The organism is Pseudarthrobacter sp. NBSH8, assembly GCF_014217545.1.
Lineage (GTDB): Bacteria > Actinomycetota > Actinomycetes > Actinomycetales > Micrococcaceae > Arthrobacter.
The window spans coordinates 66,318-90,852 of record NZ_CP043178.1; the positions used below are offsets into that span (position 1 = coordinate 66,318).

General features: G+C 62.2%; 16 protein-coding genes and 5 pseudogenes. 13 read left to right on the forward strand and 8 right to left on the reverse strand.

What is annotated here, in order from left to right; genetic code table 11:
• Positions 1-11 precede the first annotated feature (11 nt).
• From FYJ92_RS00265 to FYJ92_RS00290, 9 genes and pseudogenes are all read left to right on the forward strand, one after another.
• Positions 12-1,268 (forward strand): CaiB/BaiF CoA-transferase family protein, encoded by a 1,257-nt coding sequence (locus FYJ92_RS00265; protein ID WP_185262090.1) that lies wholly within the window; start codon positions 12-14, stop codon positions 1,266-1,268.
• Complete coding sequence (locus tag FYJ92_RS00270; protein WP_185262091.1) at positions 1,252-2,454, forward strand: acyl-CoA dehydrogenase family protein; 1,203 nt, start codon at positions 1,252-1,254, stop codon at positions 2,452-2,454. Before FYJ92_RS00265 ends, FYJ92_RS00270 begins: the two co-directional genes overlap by 17 nt.
• Before the next feature lie 56 nt (positions 2,455-2,510).
• Positions 2,511-3,248 (forward strand): annotated as a pseudogene (locus FYJ92_RS18845) (aldehyde dehydrogenase family protein); the annotation flags it as partial.
• A gap of 121 nt (positions 3,249-3,369) precedes the next feature.
• Positions 3,370-3,477, forward strand: coding sequence for a hypothetical protein (locus FYJ92_RS18850; protein ID WP_255482439.1), 108 nt, complete (start codon positions 3,370-3,372; stop codon positions 3,475-3,477).
• A gap of 26 nt (positions 3,478-3,503) precedes the next feature.
• A complete protein-coding gene (locus FYJ92_RS18855) occupies positions 3,504-3,659 on the forward strand; it encodes a hypothetical protein (protein ID WP_255482219.1) in 156 nt (51 codons plus the stop codon).
• A 21-nt stretch (positions 3,660-3,680) separates the two neighbouring features.
• Positions 3,681-5,081: an aldehyde dehydrogenase family protein gene (locus FYJ92_RS00280; protein WP_255482220.1), complete on the forward strand. Its 1,401-nt coding sequence runs from the start codon at positions 3,681-3,683 to the stop codon at positions 5,079-5,081.
• Positions 5,082-5,163: 82 nt separating this feature from the next.
• Positions 5,164-6,372: an acetyl-CoA C-acetyltransferase gene (locus tag FYJ92_RS00285; protein ID WP_255482221.1), complete on the forward strand. Its 1,209-nt coding sequence runs from the start codon at positions 5,164-5,166 to the stop codon at positions 6,370-6,372.
• 1,621 nt (positions 6,373-7,993) lie between these two features.
• Positions 7,994-8,179, forward strand: a complete 186-nt coding sequence (locus FYJ92_RS18860; RefSeq protein ID WP_255482448.1) for a hypothetical protein — start codon at positions 7,994-7,996, stop codon at positions 8,177-8,179.
• Positions 8,163-9,227 (forward strand): amidohydrolase, encoded by a 1,065-nt coding sequence (locus tag FYJ92_RS00290; protein WP_255482440.1) that lies wholly within the window; start codon positions 8,163-8,165, stop codon positions 9,225-9,227. The genes FYJ92_RS18860 and FYJ92_RS00290 overlap by 17 nt, the downstream gene beginning before the upstream one ends.
• Positions 9,228-9,967: 740 nt before the next feature.
• On the opposite strand, the gene FYJ92_RS00295 is transcribed toward FYJ92_RS00290, so the two are convergent.
• From FYJ92_RS00295 to FYJ92_RS00305, 3 genes are all read right to left on the reverse strand, one after another.
• Complete coding sequence (locus FYJ92_RS00295) at positions 9,968-11,191, reverse strand: cytosine permease (protein ID WP_255482222.1); 1,224 nt, start codon at positions 11,189-11,191, stop codon at positions 9,968-9,970.
• Between the two features lie 365 nt (positions 11,192-11,556).
• Entirely contained in the window at positions 11,557-13,563 is a 2,007-nt protein-coding gene (locus FYJ92_RS00300; protein ID WP_219729674.1) for a hydantoinase B/oxoprolinase family protein, read from the reverse strand.
• A 2-nt stretch (positions 13,564-13,565) separates the two neighbouring features.
• Positions 13,566-15,620, reverse strand: a complete 2,055-nt coding sequence (locus FYJ92_RS00305) for a hydantoinase/oxoprolinase family protein (RefSeq protein ID WP_185262095.1) — start codon at positions 15,618-15,620, stop codon at positions 13,566-13,568.
• A 157-nt stretch (positions 15,621-15,777) separates the two neighbouring features.
• Here FYJ92_RS00305 and FYJ92_RS00310 point away from each other — a divergent pair, with 157 nt between their 5' ends.
• Complete coding sequence (locus tag FYJ92_RS00310; RefSeq protein ID WP_185262096.1) at positions 15,778-17,376, forward strand: PucR family transcriptional regulator; 1,599 nt, start codon at positions 15,778-15,780, stop codon at positions 17,374-17,376.
• Positions 17,377-17,460: 84 nt separating this feature from the next.
• Here the strand turns inward: FYJ92_RS00310 and FYJ92_RS00315 are convergent, their stop codons facing one another.
• On the reverse strand, positions 17,461-19,617 hold the full coding sequence (locus tag FYJ92_RS00315; RefSeq protein ID WP_185262097.1) for an amylo-alpha-1,6-glucosidase: 2,157 nt from the start codon (positions 19,615-19,617) through the stop codon (positions 17,461-17,463).
• Between the two features lie 361 nt (positions 19,618-19,978).
• Here FYJ92_RS00315 and FYJ92_RS00320 point away from each other — a divergent pair, with 361 nt between their 5' ends.
• A complete protein-coding gene (locus FYJ92_RS00320; RefSeq protein WP_185262098.1) occupies positions 19,979-21,409 on the forward strand; it encodes an amino acid permease in 1,431 nt (476 codons plus the stop codon).
• An 818-nt stretch (positions 21,410-22,227) separates the two neighbouring features.
• Here the strand turns inward: FYJ92_RS00320 and FYJ92_RS00325 are convergent.
• Together FYJ92_RS00325 and FYJ92_RS19255 are read right to left on the reverse strand one after the other, a co-directional pair.
• Positions 22,228-22,443 (reverse strand): annotated as a pseudogene (locus FYJ92_RS00325) (helix-turn-helix domain-containing protein); the annotation flags it as partial.
• A 34-nt stretch (positions 22,444-22,477) separates the two neighbouring features.
• Positions 22,478-22,621: pseudogene (locus tag FYJ92_RS19255) on the reverse strand (FCD domain-containing protein); the annotation flags it as partial.
• A 41-nt stretch (positions 22,622-22,662) separates the two neighbouring features.
• On the opposite strand from FYJ92_RS19255, the pseudogene FYJ92_RS00330 reads away from it, so the two are divergent.
• Positions 22,663-22,821, forward strand: a pseudogene (locus FYJ92_RS00330) (pyridoxamine 5'-phosphate oxidase family protein); the annotation flags it as partial.
• Positions 22,822-22,845: 24 nt separating this feature from the next.
• Here the strand turns inward: FYJ92_RS00330 and FYJ92_RS00335 are convergent.
• Together FYJ92_RS00335 and FYJ92_RS00340 are read right to left on the reverse strand one after the other, a co-directional pair.
• Complete coding sequence (locus FYJ92_RS00335) at positions 22,846-23,448, reverse strand: hypothetical protein (RefSeq protein ID WP_185262099.1); 603 nt, start codon at positions 23,446-23,448, stop codon at positions 22,846-22,848.
• A gap of 53 nt (positions 23,449-23,501) precedes the next feature.
• The gene (locus tag FYJ92_RS00340; RefSeq protein WP_255482224.1) at positions 23,502-24,107 is read right to left on the reverse strand and encodes a hypothetical protein; all 606 of its coding nucleotides are present in this window, start codon (positions 24,105-24,107) and stop codon (positions 23,502-23,504) included.
• Positions 24,108-24,266: 159 nt separating this feature from the next.
• On the opposite strand from FYJ92_RS00340, the pseudogene FYJ92_RS00345 reads away from it, so the two are divergent.
• A pseudogene (locus FYJ92_RS00345) lies at positions 24,267-24,487 on the forward strand (hypothetical protein).
• Positions 24,488-24,535 lie beyond the last annotated feature (48 nt).

Sequence of the window (24,535 nt, forward strand, 5' to 3'; positions counted from 1 at the left end):
CGGGGTCAGCCATGAGGTGTGGCGCGGAATCCGGGGCACCACTTGAGGGGATTGTCGTCGCCGACTTCTCCCGCGTGCTTGCCGGTCCGCTCGCGACCATGACCCTGGCTGATCTCGGTGCCCGGGTCATCAAAGTGGAGCGGCCCGGAACCGGGGATGACACCCGGGCGTGGGCGCCACCTTCCTCAAAGACAGGCGCGACTTACTTCGAAAGCGTTAACCGCAATAAGGAATCCGTCACCCTCGATCTGACGGACCCCGAGGACCTGGAGCTTGCCCGGGAACTGGCACGCCGCGCCGACGTCTTGGTGGAGAACTTCAAACCCGGAGGGCTCGCCAAACTGGGTCTGGGATATGAATCATTGGCTCAGGAGAACCCAGGCCTGGTGTACGCATCAATTTCGGGTTTCGGCTCCGAAGGCGGCCGTGATCTGCCTGGGTACGACTTCATAGTCCAGGCCGTCGGCGGACTGATGAGTATTACCGGGGACCCGCAGGGCGACGCCTACAAAGTAGGCGTCGCCCTGGTCGATGTACTGACAGCGAAAGATGCCACGATCGGCATCCTCGCCGCCCTTACCGAGCGCAATTCCACAGGTCGCGGCAGGCGGATCGAGGTCAATCTCCTCTCAAGCCTGCAGGGCGCTCTAGCCAACCAAGCTCAGGCGTACCTCGGAGCCGGTGTTACTCCTACGCGACTGGGCAACGACCACCCTTCCATCGTCCCGTACCAGCTTCTTGCCACACGTGATGACCCGCTGGCCGTCGCCGTGGGAAACGACTCACAGTTCGCCAAGCTCTGCCGCGCCATCGGCAATCCGGAGCTGGCCGCTGATCCCCGGTTTGTCACCAACTCAGCGAGGGTCAAGCACCGCCGGGAACTTGTCCAACTGCTGGAAGACGGGCTCGCACGCGCCGGAGCGACGGAATGGCAGGACCAGCTCGTTTCTGCAGGAGTACCCGCCGGCCGCGTGGCCAGCATAGATGAAGGCATCGCGTACGCCGAAACATTGGGTCTGGAACCGACAATTCAAGTCCATGACACAGACGGAAACGTCACCGGCCGCCAAATCCGCCATCCGATCATCTGGACGCCGGCGTTGCCACCGCGGACCCAGGCCCCACCCGCCCTCGGTGAGCACACCGGGGAAGTGCTGGACTGGCTGCGTCAGACCAAAAGCAAGACGTTTACCGACACCCCTCAAAGTGCCGCCCATTCCCAAGTCGTTTATGCCCAGGAGGGACCACATCATGACTCTCGCCCCTAGTTCGGCCGGCATCGAGGCCATTACCGCACTCGAACCTTCGGACCTGATCTCTTTCGATACTCTCCTCACGGACGAGGAGATTGCCCTGCGCGACCGGGTCCGGACCTACGTTCGGGAGGAGATCAAACCGAACATCGCCACCTGGTACGAAGAGGCCAGATTCCCGCTGGAAATCGTGCCTGATCTCGCGAAACTCGGCCTGCTCGGAATGCATTTGAAAGGATACGGCTGCGCCGGGGGAACCGCAGTGGACTATGGGCTGGCTGCTGCCGAACTCGAGGCCGGTGATTCAGGCATACGCACTTTCGTGTCCGTCCAGGGCTCTCTGGCCATGTCTGCGATCTCCAAGCACGGTTCCGAGGAACAGAAAGAGGAATGGCTTCCCCAGATGGCTGCTGGTACGGCCATCGGATGCTTTGGTCTCACGGAACCCACGGCCGGTTCAGACCCCTCTGCCATGGCCACTTTTGCCCGCCGCGACGGCGAGGACTGGATACTTACCGGCACCAAGCGGTGGATAGGACTCGCGAACGTGGCACAGGTGGCAGTGATCTGGGCCCAGACGGAGGCGGGAGTGCGCGGATTCGTCATACCAACCCAAGCTCCGGGCTTCACAGCCACCCCGATCGAGCCGAAGCTGTCAATGCGTGCTTCTGTTCAGTGTGAAATCACTCTGAAAGACGTGCGCCTGCCTGCCGACGCTGTCCTGCCAAACGTCACTGGCCTCCGCGGCCCTTTCGCCTGCCTCAACGAGGCACGTTATGGCATTGCCTGGGGCACCATGGGAGCCGCGCGTGACGCCTTCGAAGATGCCCTGGACTACTCCAAAAATCGGCTGCAGTTCGACCGGCCATTGGCCGGTTATCAGTTGACTCAGCAGAAGCTCGTGAACATGGCACTCGAGATCAACAAGGGTTTCCTTCTGGCGCTGCACCTGGGACGGCTCAAAGATGCCGGCAAGCTGCAAAATCATCAGATCAGCGTGGGCAAACTGAACAACTGTCGCGAAGCGATCGAAATTTGCCGCGAAGCACGCACCATCCTCGGCGGCAACGGGATCACTCTCGAACACTCGCCCCTTCGCCACGCGAACAACCTTGAATCCGTTCGTACCTACGAAGGCACTGACGAGGTCCACACCCTCATCCTTGGCCAGGAGCTGACAGGCATAGGTGCCTTTCGGTGAGTGCCGCCCTTGATGTGCCGGCCACGTCAGGCACCGCCCCCGGTGCGACGGGGACGGTGCAGCTCGGGCTCCTCATAGACCGGGACTGGGTACCAGGCAACGGCGGCCACCTCACCTCTGTAAATCCCAGCCGCCCGGAGGAGATCGCCGCCGAAGGCGGCACCGCCGTCCTTGCCGATCTCGACAGGGCCGTCCTGGCAGCGCGCGCCTCACAACGGGCATGGAACCGCACCCCGATCCACGAACGCGGCGCCGTCCTGGTTCGGGCCGCCGCAGCCTTGGAGTCGCAAGCCGACGTACTTGGCCTCGAACTTTCCCGCGAAGAAGGCAAGACCCTCACCGAGGGAAGGGCAGAGGTGCTGCGTGCAGCTCAAATCCTGCGCTACTTCGCCGCAGAGGGCGACCGTGTGGCCGGGGAGCACTTTGCTTCGCCCCGGCGCGGGGAACGTATCCTCGTAACTCGCAAGCCGCTGGGCGTAGTTGGCATCGTCACCCCGTTCAATTTTCCGATCGCCATCCCGGCATGGAAGATCGCTCCCGCCCTGGTGCACGGTAACGCGGTGGTGTGGAAGCCGGCTTCCACCGTCCCTCTTCTCGCCATGCGCTTTGCCGAAGCGCTCGTTGCCGCCGGGCTGCCCGCGGGGGTACTTAACCTTGTCGTTGGTCCCGGCTCTCTCGGAACTGCTCTTGTTCAGAGCCCTGGCGTGGACGCCATGTCCTTTACCGGCTCGTCAGCGGTCGGACGTGCACTGGCGGCCCAAGCTGCCGTCCGGGGAATTCCCATGCAAGGCGAAATGGGAGGAAAGAACGCGCCACGGGTTCTGGCCGATGCTGATCTGGACCTAGCTTCGGAACAGGTGCTTTTCGGGGGCGTTCCGCTCCACCGGACAGAAATGTACCGCAACATCACGGCTCATTCTCGCGGACCCCATCGCGGACGAATTCCTGGAGCGCCTCACGCTCCGACTCAGCGCTTGGCAGACCGGGGACCCTGTTGACTCAAAAGTACAGATGGGCCCGTAATCATTGAGGCAGCGCGCAGGTCAATCATGAGCGGAATCGACACAGCCGTAGAGACGGGCGCCGTCGCCATCGCCGGAACATCTGCTGACAATTCCTATGCCGGTACTCCCGGCGCCTTCATCCCCCCGACTGTGCTGCAGCTCCCTGCTGGCAAGGCCGGATCAACCAACCTCGCCTGGTGAAAAGAACTTTTCGGTCCCGTCTTGGCGGTCCGCCGGGCCGCGACCACCCAGGAAGCATTCGGTTTGGCCGAAGAGTCCGAGTTCGGCCTGTCTGCAGCATTATTCACCCGTGACCTTGCGACAGCATTGGAAGCAATCGAAGCCCTCGATGTGGGAATCCTTCAGCTCAACTCCGAATCTGCCGGTTCAGATCCTCATGTGCCGTTCGGCGGATCAAAGAAGAGCAACTTCGGTCCCAAGGAACAGGGCGGCGCGGCCAAAGACTTCTACACACACGACAACGGTCTACCTCCGCGGGTAGGAACGAAGAAGGATCAGATGGCTCACACTCTTACAAAAACGCCTGACCCCTTAGCGGTATCAGCCGCTAACGCGAGGCAGCCGAAAACCATCCAAACCTTCGGCGTCGTTGGCGCGGGCCTTATGGCAAGCCAGCTCGTCCTGCTGGTCGCGGACAAGCTCCGCATCCCGGTCCTCATCAGCGATCTTTCCACCGACCGGGTGTCCGCGGCCCTCCACCGAATGCGCGGACATCTTGACCGGCAGGAGGCCAAAGGCAAGCTCCGACCAGGCGAGGCAGCCGAAATCGCCGGGCTAATCCGGGGCACCACCGATCCGTCGAGGTTCAGCGGGTGCGACGCCGCAATCGAGGCGGTCTTCGAGGACCAAAAGAATAAACGGAGCGTATTCCGGCAGCTCGAGGAGCACATCGATCCGGATGCCCTCCTGCTCACCAACACTTCCTCGCTCTCGGTCACCGACATGGCACGTGGCCTCAAGCACCCAGACAGGGTGCTTGGGTTCCACTTCTTCAATCCAGTCGATGTCCTCCCGCTCGTCGAATTGGTCCGGACCCCCCTCTCATCCGATACCGCTCTCGCCACAGCATGGAGCCTCGCCGCGGGTCTCGGCAAGACCGCCATACCTGTCACTGATACGCCCGGCTTTGTCGTCAACCGACTCCTCACGCGCCTGTTTAACGAAATACTCGCTGAAATCGACAAAGGCGGGGACCCCGTTGCCGTAGACCGTTCCCTCTCACCGTGGGATCTGCCCATGACACCCCTTCACCTGATCGGCTACATAGGCCCCTCGGTGCAACAGCACATCTGTGACACTCTGCACCGCGCCTACCCCGCCCGCTTCGACCGGTCAGCCTCTCTCACGGCAGTCGTAAAAGCCGGACTGCCGGGCTTCTTCGACGAAAACGGCAAAGTTCCTCCCGCGGCACGGACCCTACCCCCGGAGCCGCACGGAGTGGACCCGGACCGGGTACGGCTGCGCGTCCGCCATGCATTGGCCCAAGAAGCCCAGCTCATGCTGGACGAAGGCGTCGTCGCAACCTGGGAGGACATCAACCGCTGCATGACTCTCGGCGCCAACTTCCCGACAGGCGGCCTGACACACCTCCTCGCGACGTAACATGCACAACCGTTCAAAACGAAGTACGGCCAATCGAAGTAAGTTCGAGCCGTCTCCACCAACAAATCCCGGAGCAACCGCAGTGAAAACAGAATCTAACTTCCGACTATCCGACCCGAGGGATGTCGTCATTATCGGCGCAGCACGCACCGCTCAGGGACGACTGCTGGGCCAATTGGCACCACTTTCCGCCGTCGAACTGGGCGGAGCGGCCATCGCTGGCGCCCTCTCACGGGCCAGCGTCCCGGCAGATACCGTCGATGCCGTCATCATGGGCCAAGTTCTCCAGTCAGGGACCGGACAAAACCCGGCCCGGCAGAGCGCGGTCGCCGCGGGAATTCCCCTGAGCGCACCCGCCGTGACAGTGAACAAAGTGTGCCTCTCGGGACTGTCGGCCATAATCGAGGCCGCCCGAATGCTACGCCTTGGCGACGCAGCCGTAGTCGTCGCCGGCGGCCAGGAATCGATGAGCCAAGCCCCCCGCCTAGTCGCAGGCACCCGGACCGGGAATGCGTACGGAGCGCTCACTCTGGTGGACGCAGCCGCCCAGGACGGCTTAACAGACGCATTCGACCACGAGGCCATGGGCCTGGCCACTGACCGCGCCAACTCGGCATTGGGCATTTCGCGGGCAACCCAAGACGCCGTCGCCGTCACCTCCCACTTGCGGGCAGCCGCAGCCCAAGATTCAGGAGTGTGGGCCCAGGAAATCATCCCTGTGAAGGTGCCCACACGAAAGGGCGTCCTCGAAATCACCGAGGATGAAGGCATCCGCCCCGATGCTTCACAGGAGTCGCTGGCCCGTCTGCGCCCCGCCTTCTCCCCGGATGGGACGGTGACTGCGGGCAACGCCTCACCTTTGACCGATGGCGCCGCGGCAGTTGTACTGACCACCCGGGAGACCGCCCAGAGGCATGGGTGGGATGTCCTCGCAGTCCTTCGGGCCCACGGACAAATCGCCGGGCCTGACACATCCCTGCCGGACAAGCCCGCCAAAGCGATCCGCGCCGCCCTGTTGCGCGAAGGCTGGACAGCCGAAGAACTCGACCTGATCGAGATCAATGAAGCCTTCGCCTCAGTTGCATCGCATTCCAGGGAACTGCTCGGCGTGTCCGAGGACCGGATCAACATACACGGCGGCGCAGTTGCCATCGGACACCCAATCGGTGCTTCAGGAGCCCGGCTGGTTGTCACTGCCGTGCACGAACTCATCCGCCGCGAAACGGGCCGGGCCGCCGTTGCACTATGTGGAGGCGGGGGCCAGGGCGACGCCCTGCTCCTGGAACGCTGATGTTCGAGCAGTGGCACACCGCTACACACCTCCGCCGAACAGTAGATTGGCAGGACCATGTGGGCGACATCCTAGAGATCCGCTCCAACGACCGCGTTGTTCGCCGGGGGATCGTCGAAGAAGAAATGCCGGACGGTTCAGGCTATGGTTGGCAGCCGATGCCGCTGACCGCCGGGAGTACTTCTACAAAGATCTCGGCTGCGAGCTTTGGATCTAGTCCAGGGGAGACTGTCATCGACTGGCTGAGGAGCAGCGCTCCGTGAAACATCACCTCCGCACACTCCACCGGCGCACCCCTACGTGCTCATCGCCGAACGCGGCGTGGAGACACTGGTCGGTGCAACCGTAGGGGTCAAGGTCCTCATCATCTTCTCCGGACACGACGGCCACGACATATAGTTGCCAGCAGGGGAGACGGATCACCCCGCTCAGCGTCCGCTCCTACTGAGATCAAACCCAGCTTCCGGCGATGTGACACGGCGCTGAAGGCTGGTTCTGCATGCACTCCCCACAAGAGCGGCGAACCAACACCGTCGTTGCTGTTGATTGATGCAGAATCGAAGTGATTGGCATCTGAGATTTCTCTTGCCGGCCGCGGGAATGCGCCCGGCTCGACACGCCTCTTGAGTCCGGCGCAGTTCTACTATCGGTTCTGACTGCCGTATGAGACCCTGTGCGTCGATTCAACTGACCGCCGGTCGGCGTGCTCCTGCTGACGTGCTGAGCTTACCCACCCGGACTGCTGGACACCGGCAACCGACGGGGAAGTTCCAACCACTTCTTCAGGGGACCCGAGGCGCCGGGAGGTGTTCTTGCTCTGAACGAGGATCCTGCTTTTCATGAGCTTTGCTCTTCTCAAAATTTGTAAACGAAAGGGGCAACTGCAAGACGTTGAACGTCAGGAGTAAGTGCTTCGGGAGTTCGCTTTTATCGACGGTGATACGAAGCGAACGAGCGTCCATACAGTCTGGGAGCCGTGCAGCGGTGGCATAACTTCTCCTTGCTGCAGGTAACGTACGGGCAAAGGAGCACCCTCGGGTCCCCACCAGCCACTACAAGGCGCGTGGTGCCCTGTTCTTGCGTTGATAGTCGAACTGTTCGAGTGGTTCACCTGAAGCTGCAGCACGGATGCCCCTTTTTTCGGCGTGGTCCTGACAATGAAGGCCTGTACATGAATGCCGCTTGGAGAATCAGGCTGTCCCATGATCGTAGGGACGCCCCACACGCGAGTCACCGTACACTTCGTCAAGACTTCCGCTTTTATCTGTACTGATCGCCGAAACAGCTGGTCTTCGCCTTCCCGGGCCTTGATACAGTCCCTTTATGGAGGGTTGAGATGACCCGGACAAGTCCATCCAGTCCAGAAGTAACTGCGTGCAAATTTTAGAGGCCCGGGTTCCCGCGCCCGGGGATACCTAAACAAAGTAATGAAAACGCTCAGCTTCCTCCGGTAAGTACCTCCTGCCCACCAACGCCTGACCCGTGGTACTGCCCTCACAGGTATAGGCTCAGGAACGACTATGGCCGCCACTTCAGCGAGCCCACTTAGAAGTCGGATGATCGGACCTTCCCGAGGCAGCCAGGGCCGACTCGTTTATGTCCTGCTAAGCAGGCGATACTCATGGAACCAGGAGGCACAGCAACCGTTATGGCAAGTGTGCGCACCGCCCTCGCGGAGGGCGTCAAGGAGTGGAAACCGCGGGTTCAGGCCATGGCCCACGAAATTCATTCCAACCCCGAGGTGGCCTTCGAGGAGGTCCGCTCGTCGGAGGCAGCAGCGGCGCTCCTGGCTGAAGGCCACAGTTGAGCGGGGCACTGGTGGTCTTCCGACAGCTTTTACAGCTACCGCCGGAAGCGGTGCCTTAAAGGTGGCACTGTGCGTGGAATACGACGCGCTTCCAAACATTGGACATGCGTGCGGGCACAACCTTATTGCTGGCGCGTCAGTCGCCGCTGCCCTTGCCCTGAGACCCTATGTAGACGAGCTCGGCATCACACTGAAGGCCATTGGAACCCCTCCTGAGGAAAACGGTGGCGGCAAGGCGCTTCTTCTTGAACGTGGGGCGTTTGACGGTATCAGCCTCGCCCTGATGGTTCACCCTGTCCAGGATGGGGTGACCTATAACCCGGCAGGTACCAGCGCCCAGGCGATGGGCAGGTACAAGGCGACGTTCGTTGGGAGGGCCGCCCATGCGGCAGCAGCCCCCCACCTGGGCGTAAACGCTGCAGATGCAGCTGTGCTGAGCCAAGTCGCCGTAGGGTTACTGCGTCAGCAGATACCTGGAGACCACCGAATAGCTCTATTTGTCGCTGAGGCGGGGCACGCCACGAACATCATCCCGGAACGGGCGGTAGTCGAGTTTGAGTGCCGGGCATTCACTTTGAGGGAATATGAAGCCCTGCTTGAGCGCGTCCGCGGCTGTTTTGAAGGGGCCGCCCTGGCCACCGGAACAACGCTGATCATTGAGGCGACAGAACCCGCATATGAGCCGTTACTCCAAGACAACGCCCTGGCTGCACACTGGACTGACGCGATGTTCACGTTCGGCAAGGACACATCTACGTCCGGCGACATGAGTGGTGGGTCAACTGATATGGGCAACGTCTCCCAGGAAATTCCAACCCTGCATCCCTGGCTGAGTATCCCCGGGGCGAATGTACCAATCCACTCACACGAGTTCGCAGTATTTGCCGATTCCCCTGAGGCGTACAGCGTGATGTTCGAGGCAGCAACCGCCCTGGCTTGGACAATCGCCGGCGCAGCAACGACCCCCGCCGAAAGAGAACGCTTTATTAAAGCGGCATACCGCCGCCAGACCGTCACCGCGAAGGTACCCCATGAGTACCAGCACTAAATCGCGCGGAGACAAAGTTTGTGTCCGGCTGACCGCGAGTGTTTGTCTAGCGTTGGATTCGGCTTGATACTAGGTGATTTTCCTTCGAATGTGATGACGACGGCCTTCAAGGCAGGCTTCCAACGGTACCCGTCGTGCCCTGCCTTTTGTCTGTGTGGTCAATGGCCAGATAAGGGCATTCCGGACCGCCATCCCAGTCGGGAAGTATCACTCTGACCCTGACCGCGCGCCGGGCGGGACGTTGACGGATTTTGACGGCGTTGGTGCTTCAGATAGTGCGCCGGATGTCGACGACACAGTCCCGGACATGCAAAGCGGGCGACAAGAGGTTTGTGACACGAGCGACCACGATGCCCTTCGGAGGGGGCATGACCTGGGCTGAGCTCAAGGAAGGCCACGGCGAAGGCCCGCTGTGTGTAACGAGCGGTGGCACCGGGTTGGACATACGACGTAGGAGGCGGTTCAAGCTGCCACTGCAGGTTTTCCGGCAACTGGACAACGTCTGGGTCCCGGGCCCAGGCACCGGATTGGTTTACGGAGCGATTACCCATAAGGCAAGTCTTGGCCGGTTCATCGTTCACCGGGCTCAGGTCTATGGCCTGCCTCCCGAGGTGCTGGATCGGCTTCTCTGCGGAATTGTGGGTCTTCTCTAAGAGCTTGGACGATAACAGAGGCGTGGGCGAACTCCACCGGACAACTTTGTCCGATGGAGTTCGGCCGCACGTGCTAGCGATTTGGCTTCAGCTGGTGGGATGCGAAATGGCAGGATCCAATTCTTCATCGGCTGGGTCAATCGTATCTACGGAATTGATTAGACGCGGCGGGGAGAATTTATAGGCACCGTAATAGACGCCTGCAGCCAAGGCCATGGTGATCAAAGGCGTAAGCTGGGAGATTACGGGCCACGCTGTTTGTTCAGTGAGTGCAATTCCGGTTGCTGAAGCGAATACCCAGGCGATTGCTCCGGGGCTGACCGCTTTGAGATTTCCAGGGCGGATATCAGGGACAAGATCTTGCGTTTTCCAGTTCAGTGCAATAAATACCAGTGCGATGGCAACCCAGGCGGTTACAAATACGCCTTGCCAGGCCAGGGCCTTGAGAAGGTAACTCAGAACATCGGTGAGCATGAGCAAAAAGGCCAGAGCGCCGCAGACGATAACCCATACATAGCGGGGCAGGTTGAGTCTAAATACCCGACTGGCAAATGCCGAGAGGTTTTCGGATGCCAGGAAGTAGTTGGCGGTATTGATGCGGGTCTGTGAGATAAGGATGACGAGCAGGCCGACCAGTCCGAGCGATGAGATAAACGCTTGGACGACCCCGGTTTCTGAGGCTTCAATTCGCCATGCGCTCATGATGTATATGCCGACCAGCCCGTTGAGCCCGAACGTGAATGCGTAGAAGACCCATCCAAATGTCACCGTACCGAGGAATTTTTCGTCTTGTTGTCGACCCAGCCGGGCATAGTCAAAGGTGTACATCATCATGATGTAGACGCCCATGTAGATAAGGTACGAAGTGAGCCAGCCGGGCAGGGCCGATGAGACGGCGGCCTGGCCAATCCAGTCTGTGGGTACTCCCCGGATGAGAGTAGCGGCGACGACCACCGCAATCAGGCCGGCAACATAGAGCGGGAGCAGGACACCGTTGAGTTTGTCCAGCCAGTTCTGTACGCCCCCCAGGGCCAGGGGAATGGCGTAGAGCACCACGATGCCATACCAAACGACCATGCTGCCGCCGAAGTACTCGTGGAATGCGACGGCGATAATGGATCCTTCGAACACTGCGTAGTAGATGGCCGTGGCTGCAAAGATCAGAGATGCCAGGGCGGAGCCGACCAGTCCGAAGAGTGTGCGGGAGAAGAGGCTGACTGTGAGTCCTGTCCGAGCCGCGTAGCGCGACAGAACCGTGTTGATGGCACCGTAGGTGACAATGGTGAGCGCCATTCCGATCAGGGTGTTCACGACACCGACTGCTCCTGCTGAGGCCACAGCTACGTAGATCCAGAACATGGCGGAGAATACCGCCCACCAAGCCATAGTGAGTGACCATTTTCCGGCACGCTCAGTGGCGGGTAGAACGTAATTTGAGTACGACAATTTTGCACCTTTCAAGTCTTTGAAGAAGCCAGGGAGGGGGATGCTTGGCCGGAGATCGTTTCGAGAGGAGCCGCCATGGCTCCTCCGGGTTCGTGCCGGCGTTAGCTCCCTGCCAAATTGAGTTGCTTCCCTCACCGTGGTCACGGATCTGTCGCGATTGCAGGGCAATGACGATGCCGGGTCCGCCGACGCGATCAGCGCCGGCGGACCCGGTGTTGGTCAGAATGCGCTTAGTGCCAGTGGGCCGACGAACGCTTTTCCATGCTCTTGCGGAACTCTGAGGTGGTCTCCGGGAACAGTTCCCCGGTGCCCCAGTCCAGGATGACGCCGTGGCGGCGGATCACGTCGAGCATGTCCATCTCTCCGGCGCGGTACTTCTCCGCCACGGCGACCGGATCGGCGGTCAGCCACCCTAGGCGGTCGCCACGGATCTGCTGGCGCAGCTCGAGGCTGGCTGCTTGATCGATCTCAAACTGGTCCAGTTCGCGATCGATTTCGCGGATGATGACGCCGTAGTCCTTCGCTGCGCGTTCGATCGACACGTACTCGTCGATGACGTCTTCGAGGACTTCGTCGAAGGGGCGTTCCAGGGGATCGCCGTAGCCGCCCCCACCAGCGGACGGGCGGGTAAACGAGTCCCCGGAGTGCAGCGGAACGGCGGAGAAGTTGGAACCGAGGAACTTTTCCTGATCGGTTCCCTTGTTCATCCAGACACCGTGCGGGATGGACGGCAGGCCGCCTTCGATGCCCCAGGTGATGGAGCGTGCACGGTCGCAGCAGTAGCTCATCACGGTCTTCGTCGCGTCGACCAGGGTGCCGCCCTTTTCGATGCCGAGGCCACCGCGGAATCGTCCGGGTCCGCCGGAGTCGGTACCGATCTGGTGCACGGTGGTCAGGACCGGCGACAGCCGCTCCTGGCCTTCGATGGGCTGGACGGCCAAACCGGGTCCGAAGACCGGGGCGGTGGCGCTGGCTCCGTCTTTGGAGGCTCGTCCGCCCCAGCCGCCGGCCATCCAGTCGTACCACATGAAGTAGGGGTTATCGTCGGTGCGGCCGTCGCGGCCACCGACCAGGAGGTACTCGAGGTTGAAGGCGCAGGCCATGGCGCGTTCGGGCATGATCTGGGACCAGAGCTCGAAGATTCCGTTCATGAGCTTTTCGTAGGGACCGGAGCAGAACCCGGTGACCGCGTAGGGCCACCCGGCATTGACCACGGTGCCCTCGGGGCCGATTTCCGCATCGACGGCGGCGTAGAAGCCGGAGTTCAGCGGAACGTCCGGGAAGAACGTCTTGGTGCCGGCGTAGATGGCCGAGTGGGTTGTGCCGTAACCGGAGTTAAGGAAGGTTTCGACGGCGGGCGCGGAACCGGTCAGGTCGTAGTGGATGCCCTTGCCGTCCAGTGTCAGCTTGATTTTGATGGGCACCAGGCCCTCGCCCTTGCCCGGGTCGAAGTCGATGTAATCGGTGGTCTCCCACACTCCCTGCGGCAGGGATTCCAGGCGGCGCAGGACGATCCGTTCAACGTAGTCCTGCGTTTCCTGCATCGCGGCGACGACCGTCGATTTGGAGTATTTGTCCACCAGGCGGAGGACTTCACGCTCGCACACGGCGGTCGCTTCTGACTGGGCCTGGAGGTCACCCATCGCCTGGCGCGGTGCCCGGGTGTTCGACACCAGGAGCTGGGCGACGTCGTGAAGGAAGACACCCTTGCTCCAGATCCGCACGGGAGTGATCCGCAGGCCTTCGCCGAAATGTTCCTTGGCGTTGACATCGAATGAACCCGGAACGTTGCCGCCAATGTCAGCCCAGTGGCCCTTGTTCTGGGCGAAGGCGATCACCTCACCGTCGGAGAAGATCGGTCGAATGAAGCTAACGTCGTTGAAGTGTGTGCCGCCCCGGTACGGGTCGTTGATGGCAAACACGTCCCCCGGATGAATGTCTTTGCCGAATTCTTCGATGACGGCCTTGCACTGGAAGTGCAGGGTACCGACGTGGACGGCAATGTCGCCGCTGCCCTGCATGACGGTGTTTCCGTTCGCGTCACAGAGAGCGGAGGAGAAGTCGCGGGAGTAAATAACAAAGGAATAGCAGGTTCGGAGAATCTGCTCGCTCATCAGGTCGACGCTGGTGACGAAGGCGTTTTTCAGCACCTCGAACGTTACGGGGTCAAGGCCTGATGCTTGCCGTGCATCGGTGTGGGCGACATGGAGATCTGGAATGGTGATCACGTCGGTCATGATTAGGCTTCCTGCTCGTCTTTGAACTCTGTGAGGTGGATCCGGATGTTGAGCCACTCGTCGATCTCGGCGGTGGTGCGCGGGGGCACGACCGTCGTGGAGTCAAGCTGGTCGATGATGGCGGGACCTTGGAACGTCGCGCCGGCGCCGAGCTTGGTACGGTCGTAGACGGGCGTATCGACCCAGCCGTCCTCACCGAAGTACACCGGCCGGACCGAATCGGGTTCGCCAGGCTCGGAGACCCATTCCGTGGCCGGAGCGAAGGAGGGCTTGGGCGTCTTGCCGACAGCGGAGAGCTGCAGCTGGTAGATTTCCACGGGCTGGTCATCCTGGCGGAACGCAAATTCGCGCTCGTGCTGCTGGTGGAAGCTCTGGATGGCTTCTTCCAGAGCGCCGTCGCCGGTTCCCATGTTCACGGCCAGCGATCGCCATTGTCCCTGGTAGCGCATGGAGATGATCCGCTGCAGGATCGAATTCTCCGCGGATACGCCTTCGTGGCGGAGCCGGGCGGTGGCTTCCGTTTCGAGGGCCTTGTACTTGCTCTCCAGGTCTTCAGGATCGGCGTGGGCGGCAACAGCCGTGTACATCGCGGACAGGTCGTGCCGGATGTCCACCAGGAGGCAGCCCAGCGCGGATGTGACGCCGGGGTTGGGCGGTACGACGACGGTGGGAATGTTCAGTTCCTTGGCCACCTCGACGCCGTGCAGGGCGCCGGCGCCACCGAAGGCGAGCAGCGCGAAGTCGCGGGGGTCATAGCCGCGGCGGATGGAGATCAGGCGGACGGCGTCGGCCATGTTGGCGTTCGCGACCTGGAGGATGGCGTGGGCAGCCTCGGCTTCGCTCATGTCCAGCGGTTCAGCGATGGCACGCTTGATCACGGCCTGCGAGAGCCCGCGGTCCAGCGTCTTCGCGCCGCCGGCCAGGGTGGATCCGAGCCTGTTCAGGACCACGTTGGCGTCGCAGTTGGTGGGCTCTTCGCCGCCCATGTTGTAGCAGGCGGGTCCCGGATCGGCGCCCGCGGACTGCGGGCCGTTGCGAAGCGAACCGGCAATGTCGATGTGCGCAATCGAGCCGCCGCCGGCGCCGATGGTGAGGACCTCGATGCTGGGGAAGACGATGGGGTGGCCGTATTCAACCTGCCATTCTTTGGTGATGCGGAGCTCACCGTCGGAGACCAGGGCAATATCGGTAGACGTGCCGCCCATGTCCAGGCTCACGGCGTTTTCGAAGCCACACTGCTGGGCGATGTGTTTCGCTGCGATCGCGCCGGCTGCGATGCCGGACGCTGCGAGGCGCACGGGGTAGCGCTTGACCATGCGGGGGGTCATGGAACCGCCGCCGGAGTGAAGGAGCAGCAGGTCGCCGTCGTAACCGCCGGTTTTGAGCTCCTCGGCGAGGCGGCTGACATAGCCGGACACCAGGGGTCCCAGCACGGCGTTGGAAACGGCGGTGTTGAAGCGGTCGTGCTCGAAGATTTCGGGCAGGATCTCGGCTGAGGTGGAGACCGTGGCTTCCGGAAGTTCCTCTTCCAGGATTTTCCGCATCCGGATTTCGTGCTCGGCGTTGGCGTAGGAGTTGATGAAGCAGACGGCGATGGTGGTGACGCCGCGCTTACGGAGGACCGCGGCCAGGCGGCGGGCTTCTTCTTCGTCCAGGGGAGCGACGATGTTGCCGGCGTAGTCAACACGTTCGGTCACCTCGAACCTGTCGCGGCGGCGGATGTAGGGGCCGGTCACGTCGTTGTAGGCGTCCCAAAGGTCGTCTTTGGTACCGTCCCTGATCTCGATGACGTCCCTGAACCCCTTCGTCGTGACCATGGCTGCGGGGGGAAAGTTCCGGGTAATCAGGGCGTTTGTTGCTACCGTGGTGCCATGTGAGAACAGCGACACGTCAGCCAGATTGATCTCGGCGCGTTCCACCCCGTTCAATATCGCCAGCATGGGGTCAGCTGGTGTCGACGGGACCTTGGTGACACGCATGCGCTGTGTTTCTTCATCGAAAATGCAAACGTCAGTAAATGTTCCCCCGACGTCGACGGCGACTCTGAGATTGGACATCTATGTTCCTCCAGGATGCTGATTGGGTAGCAACAACAATCCGCTGTGACGTGAATCTCTGTCACTGGCGAAACTAAAATTAAGGAACAGACACCATTGTGAGAATTACAATCAGCCTTCCGCCCGGCGCTCCGTTACGTCGAAGTTAGGAGTCAGGATGCCCGATAAGTCTCCCGTCACTCTTCATGACGTGGTATCAGAAGCTCCGTTGGGCTTGGCTCCTCTGGTCCAGGGCAACCCGGACGCTGTCATAACGGGAGCCCACACAAGCGACATCCACAATCCGGCGGGCTGGCTGGAACCGAACACTGTTCTGCTCACCACCGGGTTGAGGTTTGTGAACGCCGAACGGGATGAACTGCTGGCCGTGAGACTCGTAGAAGATCTGCGGAAGGCCCGCGTAGCGGCCCTGTTTTTCGGCGTTGGGGTTTACTTTGACCAGGTCCCCGCCATGCTGGTCGCGGCATGCAAACAAGCCAGTTTCCCTTTGTATACGGTGGCACACGACGTTCCCTTCCACCGCATCGAGAACTTCATCAACCAGTCCCAAGCCTCTCCTGACGCCTACCTGCAAAAGCGGGCACTCTGGCTCAGCAACGACCTGCTGCAAAGCATCTCTGCCGAGAACCCCGTCCACGCCCTCATTGTCAGACTCGCCACGGCATGCCGGGGTACGGCGGTGCTTTACGAAGATTCCGGACGAATAGTTGAATCCTCCGGGGACGGGCCGACCCACTTGATCTGGAAAGAGCTGCGTAACGGCAATAACATGTCTGAGATCGTGGTGATAGGACAGTGGGGAGTTATGGCCCGGCCACTGGTGCTCCGAGGGGACGGCTTTATCGTTGCGGTGGCCAGTAGGAATCACCGCGTGCTGAAGGATCTCGGAGACCTACTGCTGGAAACGACGCAGCGGCTCCTGGCGGCAGTGAATGGAATCGCTCAGTTTTCAGATTCGAGACAACGGCACGAAAACACGCAATTGCTGACCTTGCTGCAAGACGGCGTGCCCGTGGCTCGCGAATTCAGGCACTGGGAGCGTATGCGTGCGTTCCGATTTACACCCTACGAACCCCTTAGGGCCGTGGTCGCCGCGAATCTCGCCCAGCAGCCGATGGACCTTTCCTTTTCGGAACAACTTTTGCGCCGCGCCGAAGCCAGTGGCCTGGGACTATTGCTCGCGGAGAATGGGCGAACTCCCGAGAGTCCTCCGGGCTTTCATGCTGTGGTTTCGAACTCATCAGCCTTGGACGCGTGGCTGGAGTTGACCGACAGGTCTGTTTTCGTCGGCCTGTCTGAACCTTATTCCGACCTCGCCAGGACCCCCGAGGCTTTCCGGGAAGCGGAGGCAGCGGCAGGCATCGCCCGCAGGCAAATCCAGGCGGCGATAAGGACCGGCTCCGGGGTTTATAAGGGGATCGTCCGGCTGGACGACGTGGACCCAGCCACGTGGCTCCTGGCCCGTCGGCGGTCACCACAGGATAAGGACAAGCTAAATCTGTTTGTTGAAGCACTGCATGGCGACAACGAACTGGAACAGACGGTCATCTGCTACCTGGTGAACGATCTGGACGTTGCGAAGGTCGCTGGAGTGCTGTTCGTTCACCCGAACACCGTCCGATACCGGTTGAAGAAAGTTGAAACTTTGGTAGGCGGGTCACTCTCGAGCCCACGGATAATTGCCAACCTTTACCTCGCCTTTCATGATGACGTCGTTGCTTTGAGCCAGACCTGGAACGAATCGGGCAAACCGTAAAACACGCAAGTGGGACCCGGATGTCATGGCTGCGGAAGCGGGACTGAACCGAGCCTCGAGCCAGTCAGCCGAGGCGGCACTTCGCTAAGGCTTTGGGCGCCGGGCGGCCAGCTCCACCAGTTCGGTAAACCAAGGACGGTGCCCTCTGTGGAATGCCATCCCTTCGGGCAGCCCCTGGACGGTGGGGACGGCATTGGCGATGTCGATGGTGATCCGGCCGCCGGCAATGGGCGCGTTGGTGATGTGGAGGTCGCCGTAGGATTCCGGGAGGACCGGATCCATCCAAAAGCCGCCACGGGAAACATGGGTGTCATAGCGCATCAGGCTCGTCACCAGCAGGATCGGGGTGGTCGCCGCCCAGGCCTGCGGCGAGCACGCCGTCGGATAGGGCACGGGTGCCGTGAACTGGTCCCGGCCGAAGCCGCAGAAGAGCTCCGGCAGCCGGCCCCCGGAGTATTCGGCCGCCTCAAGCAGTGCTGTGGAGATCCGCTGGGCCTGCTCAACGAACCCGTAGCGCAGCATCCCGGCGGCGATGATCGCATTGTCGTGCGGCCAGACCGATCCGTTGTGGTAGCTCGCCGGGTTGTAGGCGCCCATGTCGGCCGCCAGAGTCCGGACGCCCCAGCCGCTGAACATCTCCGGGGACATCAGCCGTTCGACCACCAAAGGCGCCTTGTCCTCATCGATGAGGCCCAGCCAGAGGCAGTGGCCCATGTTGGACGCGCACGCGTCGACCGGCCGCTTGTCGCGGTCCAGGGCGATGGCGTAATACCCGCGCTCGGGGATCCAGAACTGCTCGTTAAACGTCTTCTTCAATCGCGCCGCCCGGCCGGCTAGCTCGTCTCCCAAGGCCGTGTCGCCGGCGTCGTACGCCATCGAGGCACGAGACTGATACGCGATATACACGTAGGCCTGCACCTCGCAGAGCGCGATCGGCGGCTCGGCCATCCTGCCGTCGGCGAAATTAATCCCGTCCCATGAGTCCTTCCAGCCCTGGTTGATCAGGCCCTGGCCGTTGAGGCGCTCATACTCGACAAATCCGTCTCCGTCCTTGTCCCCATAATCCCGAATCCACGCCAGCGCACGGTCCGCGTGCGGCAGCAACGCGGCGATGGTCTCCGCGGCAAAACCCCATCGGCTGACCGATCCGAGTACCATCACGAATAGCGGGGTGGCATCGACGCTGCCGTAGTAGGCGGACTTGCCGCCCAGCGCCAGCCCGCTGGAAACATCGAGCCGTACCTCATGCAGGATCTTGCCCGGCTCCTCCTCCGTCATCGGATCCACCACGGTACCCTGACGGTCCGCCAGGGTCTGCAGCGTGCCCAGGGCCAGGGACGGATCCACGGGCAGCGCCATTTCCGATGCCCACAGCGAGTCCCGGCCGAACAGGGTCATAAACCAGGGCGCCCCGGCGGCCACCACCACCCGGTCCGGATGCTCCGCGTCTTCAATCCGCAGGGCACCCAAGTCATCGTAGCTGCGCCGCAAGGTCCGTTCGATCGACCGGTTGCCCATCTGCAGCACCGGGATCCTGGCCACCCACTCCTGCCGGCGCCGGTCCCGCGGGGACACTCCGTCCCCTTCAGCATGGACGAAGGCCGCCGCGGCGCCAGCCCCGTCCGTGCCGGGAACGACGGTGAGGACGGTGCTCCACTGCCCGTGCGGCGCGACCGACACCCGGTACGTCAGCGCTTCGGGCGTGACCTCGGCCCGGGGGGCCTGGATCACGACGCCCTTTCGCAACTCCTGCCAGAGCGCCCGTATGCTTAGCGCGTCGCCCTCCACTTGGCGGGTTTCCTCCCAACGGCGCTGGATTCGTGCCTCTTTGACCTCGAAAAGGTCCGCGAAATCCACCTCAATCCCCACGGAGATCACGCATTCGGCCGGCTCCACGGAGTAATTGCGGACGGTGACCTGCTCCTGGAGGCCGGCGCCCACTTCGCGCAGACGCTCCACGATCAGCGGGCTGTCCGCGTACCCGTCCAGGCGGGGGGCACGGCCGGCAAAGAGTGCCCGGTAGGGCTCCTTCGTCTCCGCGGCAAGGGGCTCCAGCGGCTGGCCGTTAATGGTCAGGCTCCAGCCGGACAGGATCCGGGTGTCGAGGACGAAGAGACCGTGCGGATGTTCGGGAAGGATGTCCCCGTTCGGCAACGAAATACAGAAAGAAGATCCTTCCACCAACGTGACCGCCCCGGTGCCTAACGGCCCGGCCGCCGTGTCAGCATTCCATCCAGCCATCCCGGCCCCTCTAAGAAACTGGCACCAGCGTGCCTTGGCCCCTCAGGTCACGCCGGTCGCCGCCAAATTATGCAACCGAGGCTACTCTTGCATACTCCCCGATGCCAGAGCCGGCCCGTGGAAAGACCTCCGTCCGGTCGGACACCATCCCTTTCGCAGGTTGGCAGTTTGAACTGACCATCCCCAGTGTGCTTTAAGTTCCACGCTGGCAGTCAGGGGAAGCGCGTTGTGCATTGTGTATAAGAGAGCCCAAGGAATCAGTGCAGTCCATCCATGGTCTTCGGGAACGGGCTAACGCACACTGTCAGGGAATTGTGCTCGGCATCACCTCTACCCTCTTAGCCTAGGAATGAAGATACGTATGCAAGATCCCGCGACCCTCGCTCCGCCCCCACAAACCGCCACCGGCGAATCCGGCGCGAGCACGAAATCGACCGCTCACGCGAGTCTCCGTCCTCGGCATCTGACGATGATCGCGCTGGGTGGCATCATCGGTGCGAGTCTCTTCGTGGGCTCCGGCACCGTGATCCGTTCAGTGGGCCCTGCCGCGCTGATTTCGTACGCAATTGGCGGAGCACTCGTCATCCTCGTCATGCGCATGCTGGGCGAGATGTCCACGAACCGTCCGGTCGTCGGCTCGTTCATGGAGTACGCCCGCGAGGGACTTGGTGAGTGGGCGGGATTCACGATCGGTTGGCTCTATTGGTATTTTTGGGTCGGGGTCGTCGCCTTCGAGGCGGTCATCGTGGGGCGGATATTGCATGAATGGATTCCTATGGTGCCGGACTGGAGTTTTGCGCTTGCCGGCCTCCTCTTATTAACGATCAGTAATCTCATGTCTTTGCGCTCGTTCGGCGAGACTGAGTTCTGGCTCGCGTCGATCAAGGTCTCCGCTATCGTCGTGTTCCTCATCTTCGGCACGCTTTACGTCCTGGGTTTGCTGCCGAATTCGACGGGGTCGGTCGCCAACCTGACAGCGCACGGCTTCATGCCATACGGCTGGGCGGCCGTCCTAAACGGCGTCGCCGTCGTGGTTTTTAGCTACTTCGGCACCGAGATCGTCACGATGGCCGCGGCAGAATCAGAGCAGCCGGCCAAGGCCGTCGCGAAGGCCACGAACACTATCGTGTGGCGCATCGTATTCTTCTACATCGGCTCGGTCGCGATCCTACTCATGGTGGTTCCCTGGGACGAACTTCCCTCGACGACGAGCCCGTTCGCGTTCGCGTTCGGTCGCTTCGGCCTCCCGGCGGCCGACCAAGTGATGAACGCCGTCGTGCTCACCGCTGCACTGTCGGTGCTTAATTCGGGCCTTTACTCCGGATCGCGGATGCTCTTCGCCCTGTCCAAGCACGGTTATGCGCCCCGCTGGGTCGAGGACCGCAACCGGTCCGGCGTACCCTGGAAGGCGATCCTGCTCTCGACCGTGGTCGGCTACATCGCGATCGCTGCCAACTACGTGGCACCGAAGGTAATTTTCGACTTCATCATGAACTCCGCAGGGCTCGTGGCGATGTTCGTGTACGCGTTCGTGGCCCTGACGCAGTGGCGGCTGCGGAACTGCATGAGCGCTGCTGAGCGGGAGTCGCTCAAGCTCAAGATGTGGTTGCACCCATGGCTCAACATCGTTGTGCTTGCCGCCGTCGCTCTCATCGTGATCCTCATGGCCCTTAACCCCGCCAACGCCCCCCAGGTCTGGCTCAGTCTGGGCGCGCTTGCGGTGCTGTTGGTCATATACCCCTTCGTACGACGGCGCTCGTCGACCCGCGCCGAAATCCACACCAGCTGTTGAGTTCCTGTCCACGGTCACGTGTCGAGGTCAGACCCACGAAACCGGTATTGACGTCACTATCACCGTGACCGACCGCGCCGGCATGGAGCGCCGGCTTGATGAAGCCATGGCCAGGACATGGGCGAGGCAGGAAGGGCGTCAGGGCATTCTGGTTATACGGCATGACTTAGGCTCCTTCACGGTGGCCCTCAGCGATCCTGCGCCCTTCGGGTAGACCCGCGAACACCAGGACCGGTGAACCACCCGCGGCAGGGCCGGAACTAGAACGTCGGCAGATCTTCGGACATACAGGGCGTTATACTCCCGGCCATCGGGGAGTCCGGTCCCAAGACACTTCTGGAGTTCCACACGAAGTCCGCCAGAGTCAAACTTTTTCAAGTGAGGAAGGAATAAGATTTCACGCGCGGAGACCCGGGCGCCATTCAAACGGTTCTGCTCCGGGCGACCAGGAGGTACACGGGCAAAGCCCGGCTAAGGACGAACCCGGAAAGCTGTCCGCCCACCAGATGTGCACGTATCAGGACCCATCGGATTCAGAGGAGCGGCTCGGGCGGCACCAGCACTAAGCTGGGAGTAACCCTGCGGACGGGCCGACCACCGCCATGAGTTGCATGCATTGGCCTCCTGGGTCGAGCAGTCCCGCGGGAAGATCCTCGGTGACGTGGTGCATGAGAAGCTCCTTGCTCCGGGGTTCACCTGGTGTAAGCGAACGACCAGATGCCGGCTGAGTTGAAGGTGAAATATCGGGCCCTGAGCGTGCGCGTGCACCGGCCTTGGACTTTTTGGCCGGGTCCTGACCTGTGGAAATGCCGGTTTAGTCATGGAACGGACAGCGTCGGCCGGGGAGCGGTGCACTCCAGCTTGGCGTGGCGCAGGTACTGATAAACCGTCTCGCGGCTGATCCCATAATCACGGGCAAGAACAGCTTTCGGAACACCGCTGCCGGCGCGCTGAACCAGCTCGGCCGCCCGTTCCGGCGTGAGGGTCTTTTTCCGCCCCTTGTAGGCGCCGCGCTGCTTGGCCAGGGCGATGCCTGATTACGCCCAGCAACCTTTGATTACCGGAGTAGGCAAGCAGGCTGAGATGAAAGTCTGTGTCCGCTTCAACGAACGCGACTACGTCCTTGGATTGTGCCGCGTCGACTATGGCCTGGGCCAACACACGGAGTTGTGGCAGGTCAGCATCGGGTATTAAGCCCGTAATCCTACCCATAGTCGGTGGCTCGATCAGAGACCGAAGCTCGGTAACCTCGTCCGGATACCCCGGAGGTGTGCCTGCTCCGGGTGGACTCGGAATCCGCAGAATACTGGACCAGTCCGGGCGGGACGGCCGCCACCGTCCTCCAGTGGGTCAAGTCCAAAGTGACGCACAGCCGCATGAGCGTCGGCGAAAGCGGCACGGTGGAGCTTTAGGGGACGGCCTGGGGCCGCCCGCTGCTACGGCGCGGCTGTCAGTGCGGCGAGGACCGCCGGCAGCAGTACGTCATTCCGGCCCCAGCCCGGATCCAGGATTTCCACGTACCAGGAGTCAGCGAGCAGCAGGGCCAGTGTTTCGTTGGTTTCGTCCGCCCAGTCCCGGATCTGATCTTCCTCCACCGGAGTCTCGCTGGAGCCGAGGACGGTAACTACCTCGCCGCCGTCGAGCGTAACCGGGATGGCGGCGCTGCTGGCCTCGCCCGGGGCGTGGGCCACCGTCACCAGCTCAGTCCGGGTGGAGAGGGCCAGGAGTTCCGCGGCCGCCTCCGCACTGCAGAAGCCGGTCACGTACTGCCGCTGGGCGGAGCCATCGGTCCGCAGCCCGGGCTGGGATTCCTTGGTGAACAGCCCGCTCCTGTTCAGGGCGGCAAGCTCCGCCGCGATGGCTTCCGTTTCGGCGTCGTAGCGGACAGTAAAGGTGGCCGCCTGGTACCCGCTCTTGCCCTCCAGCCAGCGCGCCGTCAGTTCCCCGGCCGCTGCCAGCGTGATGGCCTGCCGCCAAGCCCCCTTATCCTCCAGGCGCCTGCCGAACTGGTCACGGATTTCCGCTTCTGTGGCTTCCATCCTCGGATGCTACGGCGCCCCGTCGCAGGACTCCAGCGACGGCGACACAGCAGTTAACGTCCGACGGCGGGAAGTCCGGCAGGGATCCCGGCAGCCCGTTCCGCCGCAGCGAGGGCAAGGCCAAAGCGGGCGACGGCGGGAGCGTAGCCCTGGTGCGGCACGGTCCGCAGCTGTTCCGCCTCCCTCATGGCGCGGATCAGCGCGGACGTCTCGGGCAGCCGGACGTCCGTCATGGCGGGGTAGTCGATGCAGCAGGCGGGGTCCAGTTCGTAGCGGCTCCACCGGGCCAGAAGTGCGTCATGTTCAGCCTGCGCCGCGGTGTGCACGGGCCCGTCCTGCCTTTGCTGGCGGCGGCGTTCCTGCCACGCCAGGATTTGGGGACTGCCCCGGTACGCGGCCACGCCCGCTCCTGTCCCCAGCACAGCCAGGATTGCGCCGGACCAAGGTGACGCAAGTGTGGGAATGAGGATCGCCGGGATTGCCACGGCAGACCCCATAAAAACGTCCCAGAATACGGGGTCAGGGGCGTGGACGGCAGGGTCCGGCGTCGAATGCCGGCGGACAGCCAGGACAGTGGCGGCCACCGCGCACACCAGCACTGCACCCCAGAAGCCCAGCTGCAAGGCTCCAAACAGGACGGATTCTGCGAATGCCGGCACTGCGGCACCTCCCCGCGTCAGACCCGGCCCAGGATTCCGGGTTGCTCCTTCCATTGCAACCCCTTCGGACGCCGGGGTCAATGGCGGGACCTTCTGCGCCGCCTTCCGGGATTCGTGCCGGAGGTTCCCGCCCCTGCCGCGGGCCGGTAGCTTGGGACCATGAGACTGAAAATGTGCAGCATCCATGTCCAGGATCCGGCCGCACCCATACGTTCTACACCGGGACCCTCGGGTTCGAGACGCTGATGGCGATGCCCGAGTACGGCCGGCTGGTGGCCGCAGGCGTGACCTTCCAGGGCGAACCATCAGAGGATCCGTCCGGGATCAGTGCAGTCTTCGACGATGGCTGCGGCAACTTCGTGCAGTTGCACCAGGACTGACGTTCCCCAAAAACAACATAGGCTGGTCCGCGGATCCGGACAGTCAAG

Coding starts and splice junctions, on each gene's coding strand:
- FYJ92_RS18860 (WP_255482448.1), top strand. CDS start 7,994: ATGGAACCAGGAGGCACAGCAACCGTTATGGCAAGTGTGCGCACCGCC.
- FYJ92_RS18855 (WP_255482219.1), top strand. CDS start 3,504: ATGAGCGGAATCGACACAGCCGTAGAGACGGGCGCCGTCGCCATCGCC.
- FYJ92_RS00270 (WP_185262091.1), top strand. CDS start 1,252: ATGACTCTCGCCCCTAGTTCGGCCGGCATCGAGGCCATTACCGCACTC.
- FYJ92_RS00320 (WP_185262098.1), top strand. CDS start 19,979: ATGCAAGATCCCGCGACCCTCGCTCCGCCCCCACAAACCGCCACCGGC.
- FYJ92_RS00335 (WP_185262099.1), bottom strand. CDS start 23,448: ATGGAAGCCACAGAAGCGGAAATCCGTGACCAGTTCGGCAGGCGCCTG.
- FYJ92_RS00310 (WP_185262096.1), top strand. CDS start 15,778: ATGCCCGATAAGTCTCCCGTCACTCTTCATGACGTGGTATCAGAAGCT.
- FYJ92_RS00300 (WP_219729674.1), bottom strand. CDS start 13,563: ATGACCGACGTGATCACCATTCCAGATCTCCATGTCGCCCACACCGAT.
- FYJ92_RS00265 (WP_185262090.1), top strand. CDS start 12: ATGAGGTGTGGCGCGGAATCCGGGGCACCACTTGAGGGGATTGTCGTC.
- FYJ92_RS00315 (WP_185262097.1), bottom strand. CDS start 19,617: ATGGCTGGATGGAATGCTGACACGGCGGCCGGGCCGTTAGGCACCGGG.
- FYJ92_RS00305 (WP_185262095.1), bottom strand. CDS start 15,620: ATGTCCAATCTCAGAGTCGCCGTCGACGTCGGGGGAACATTTACTGAC.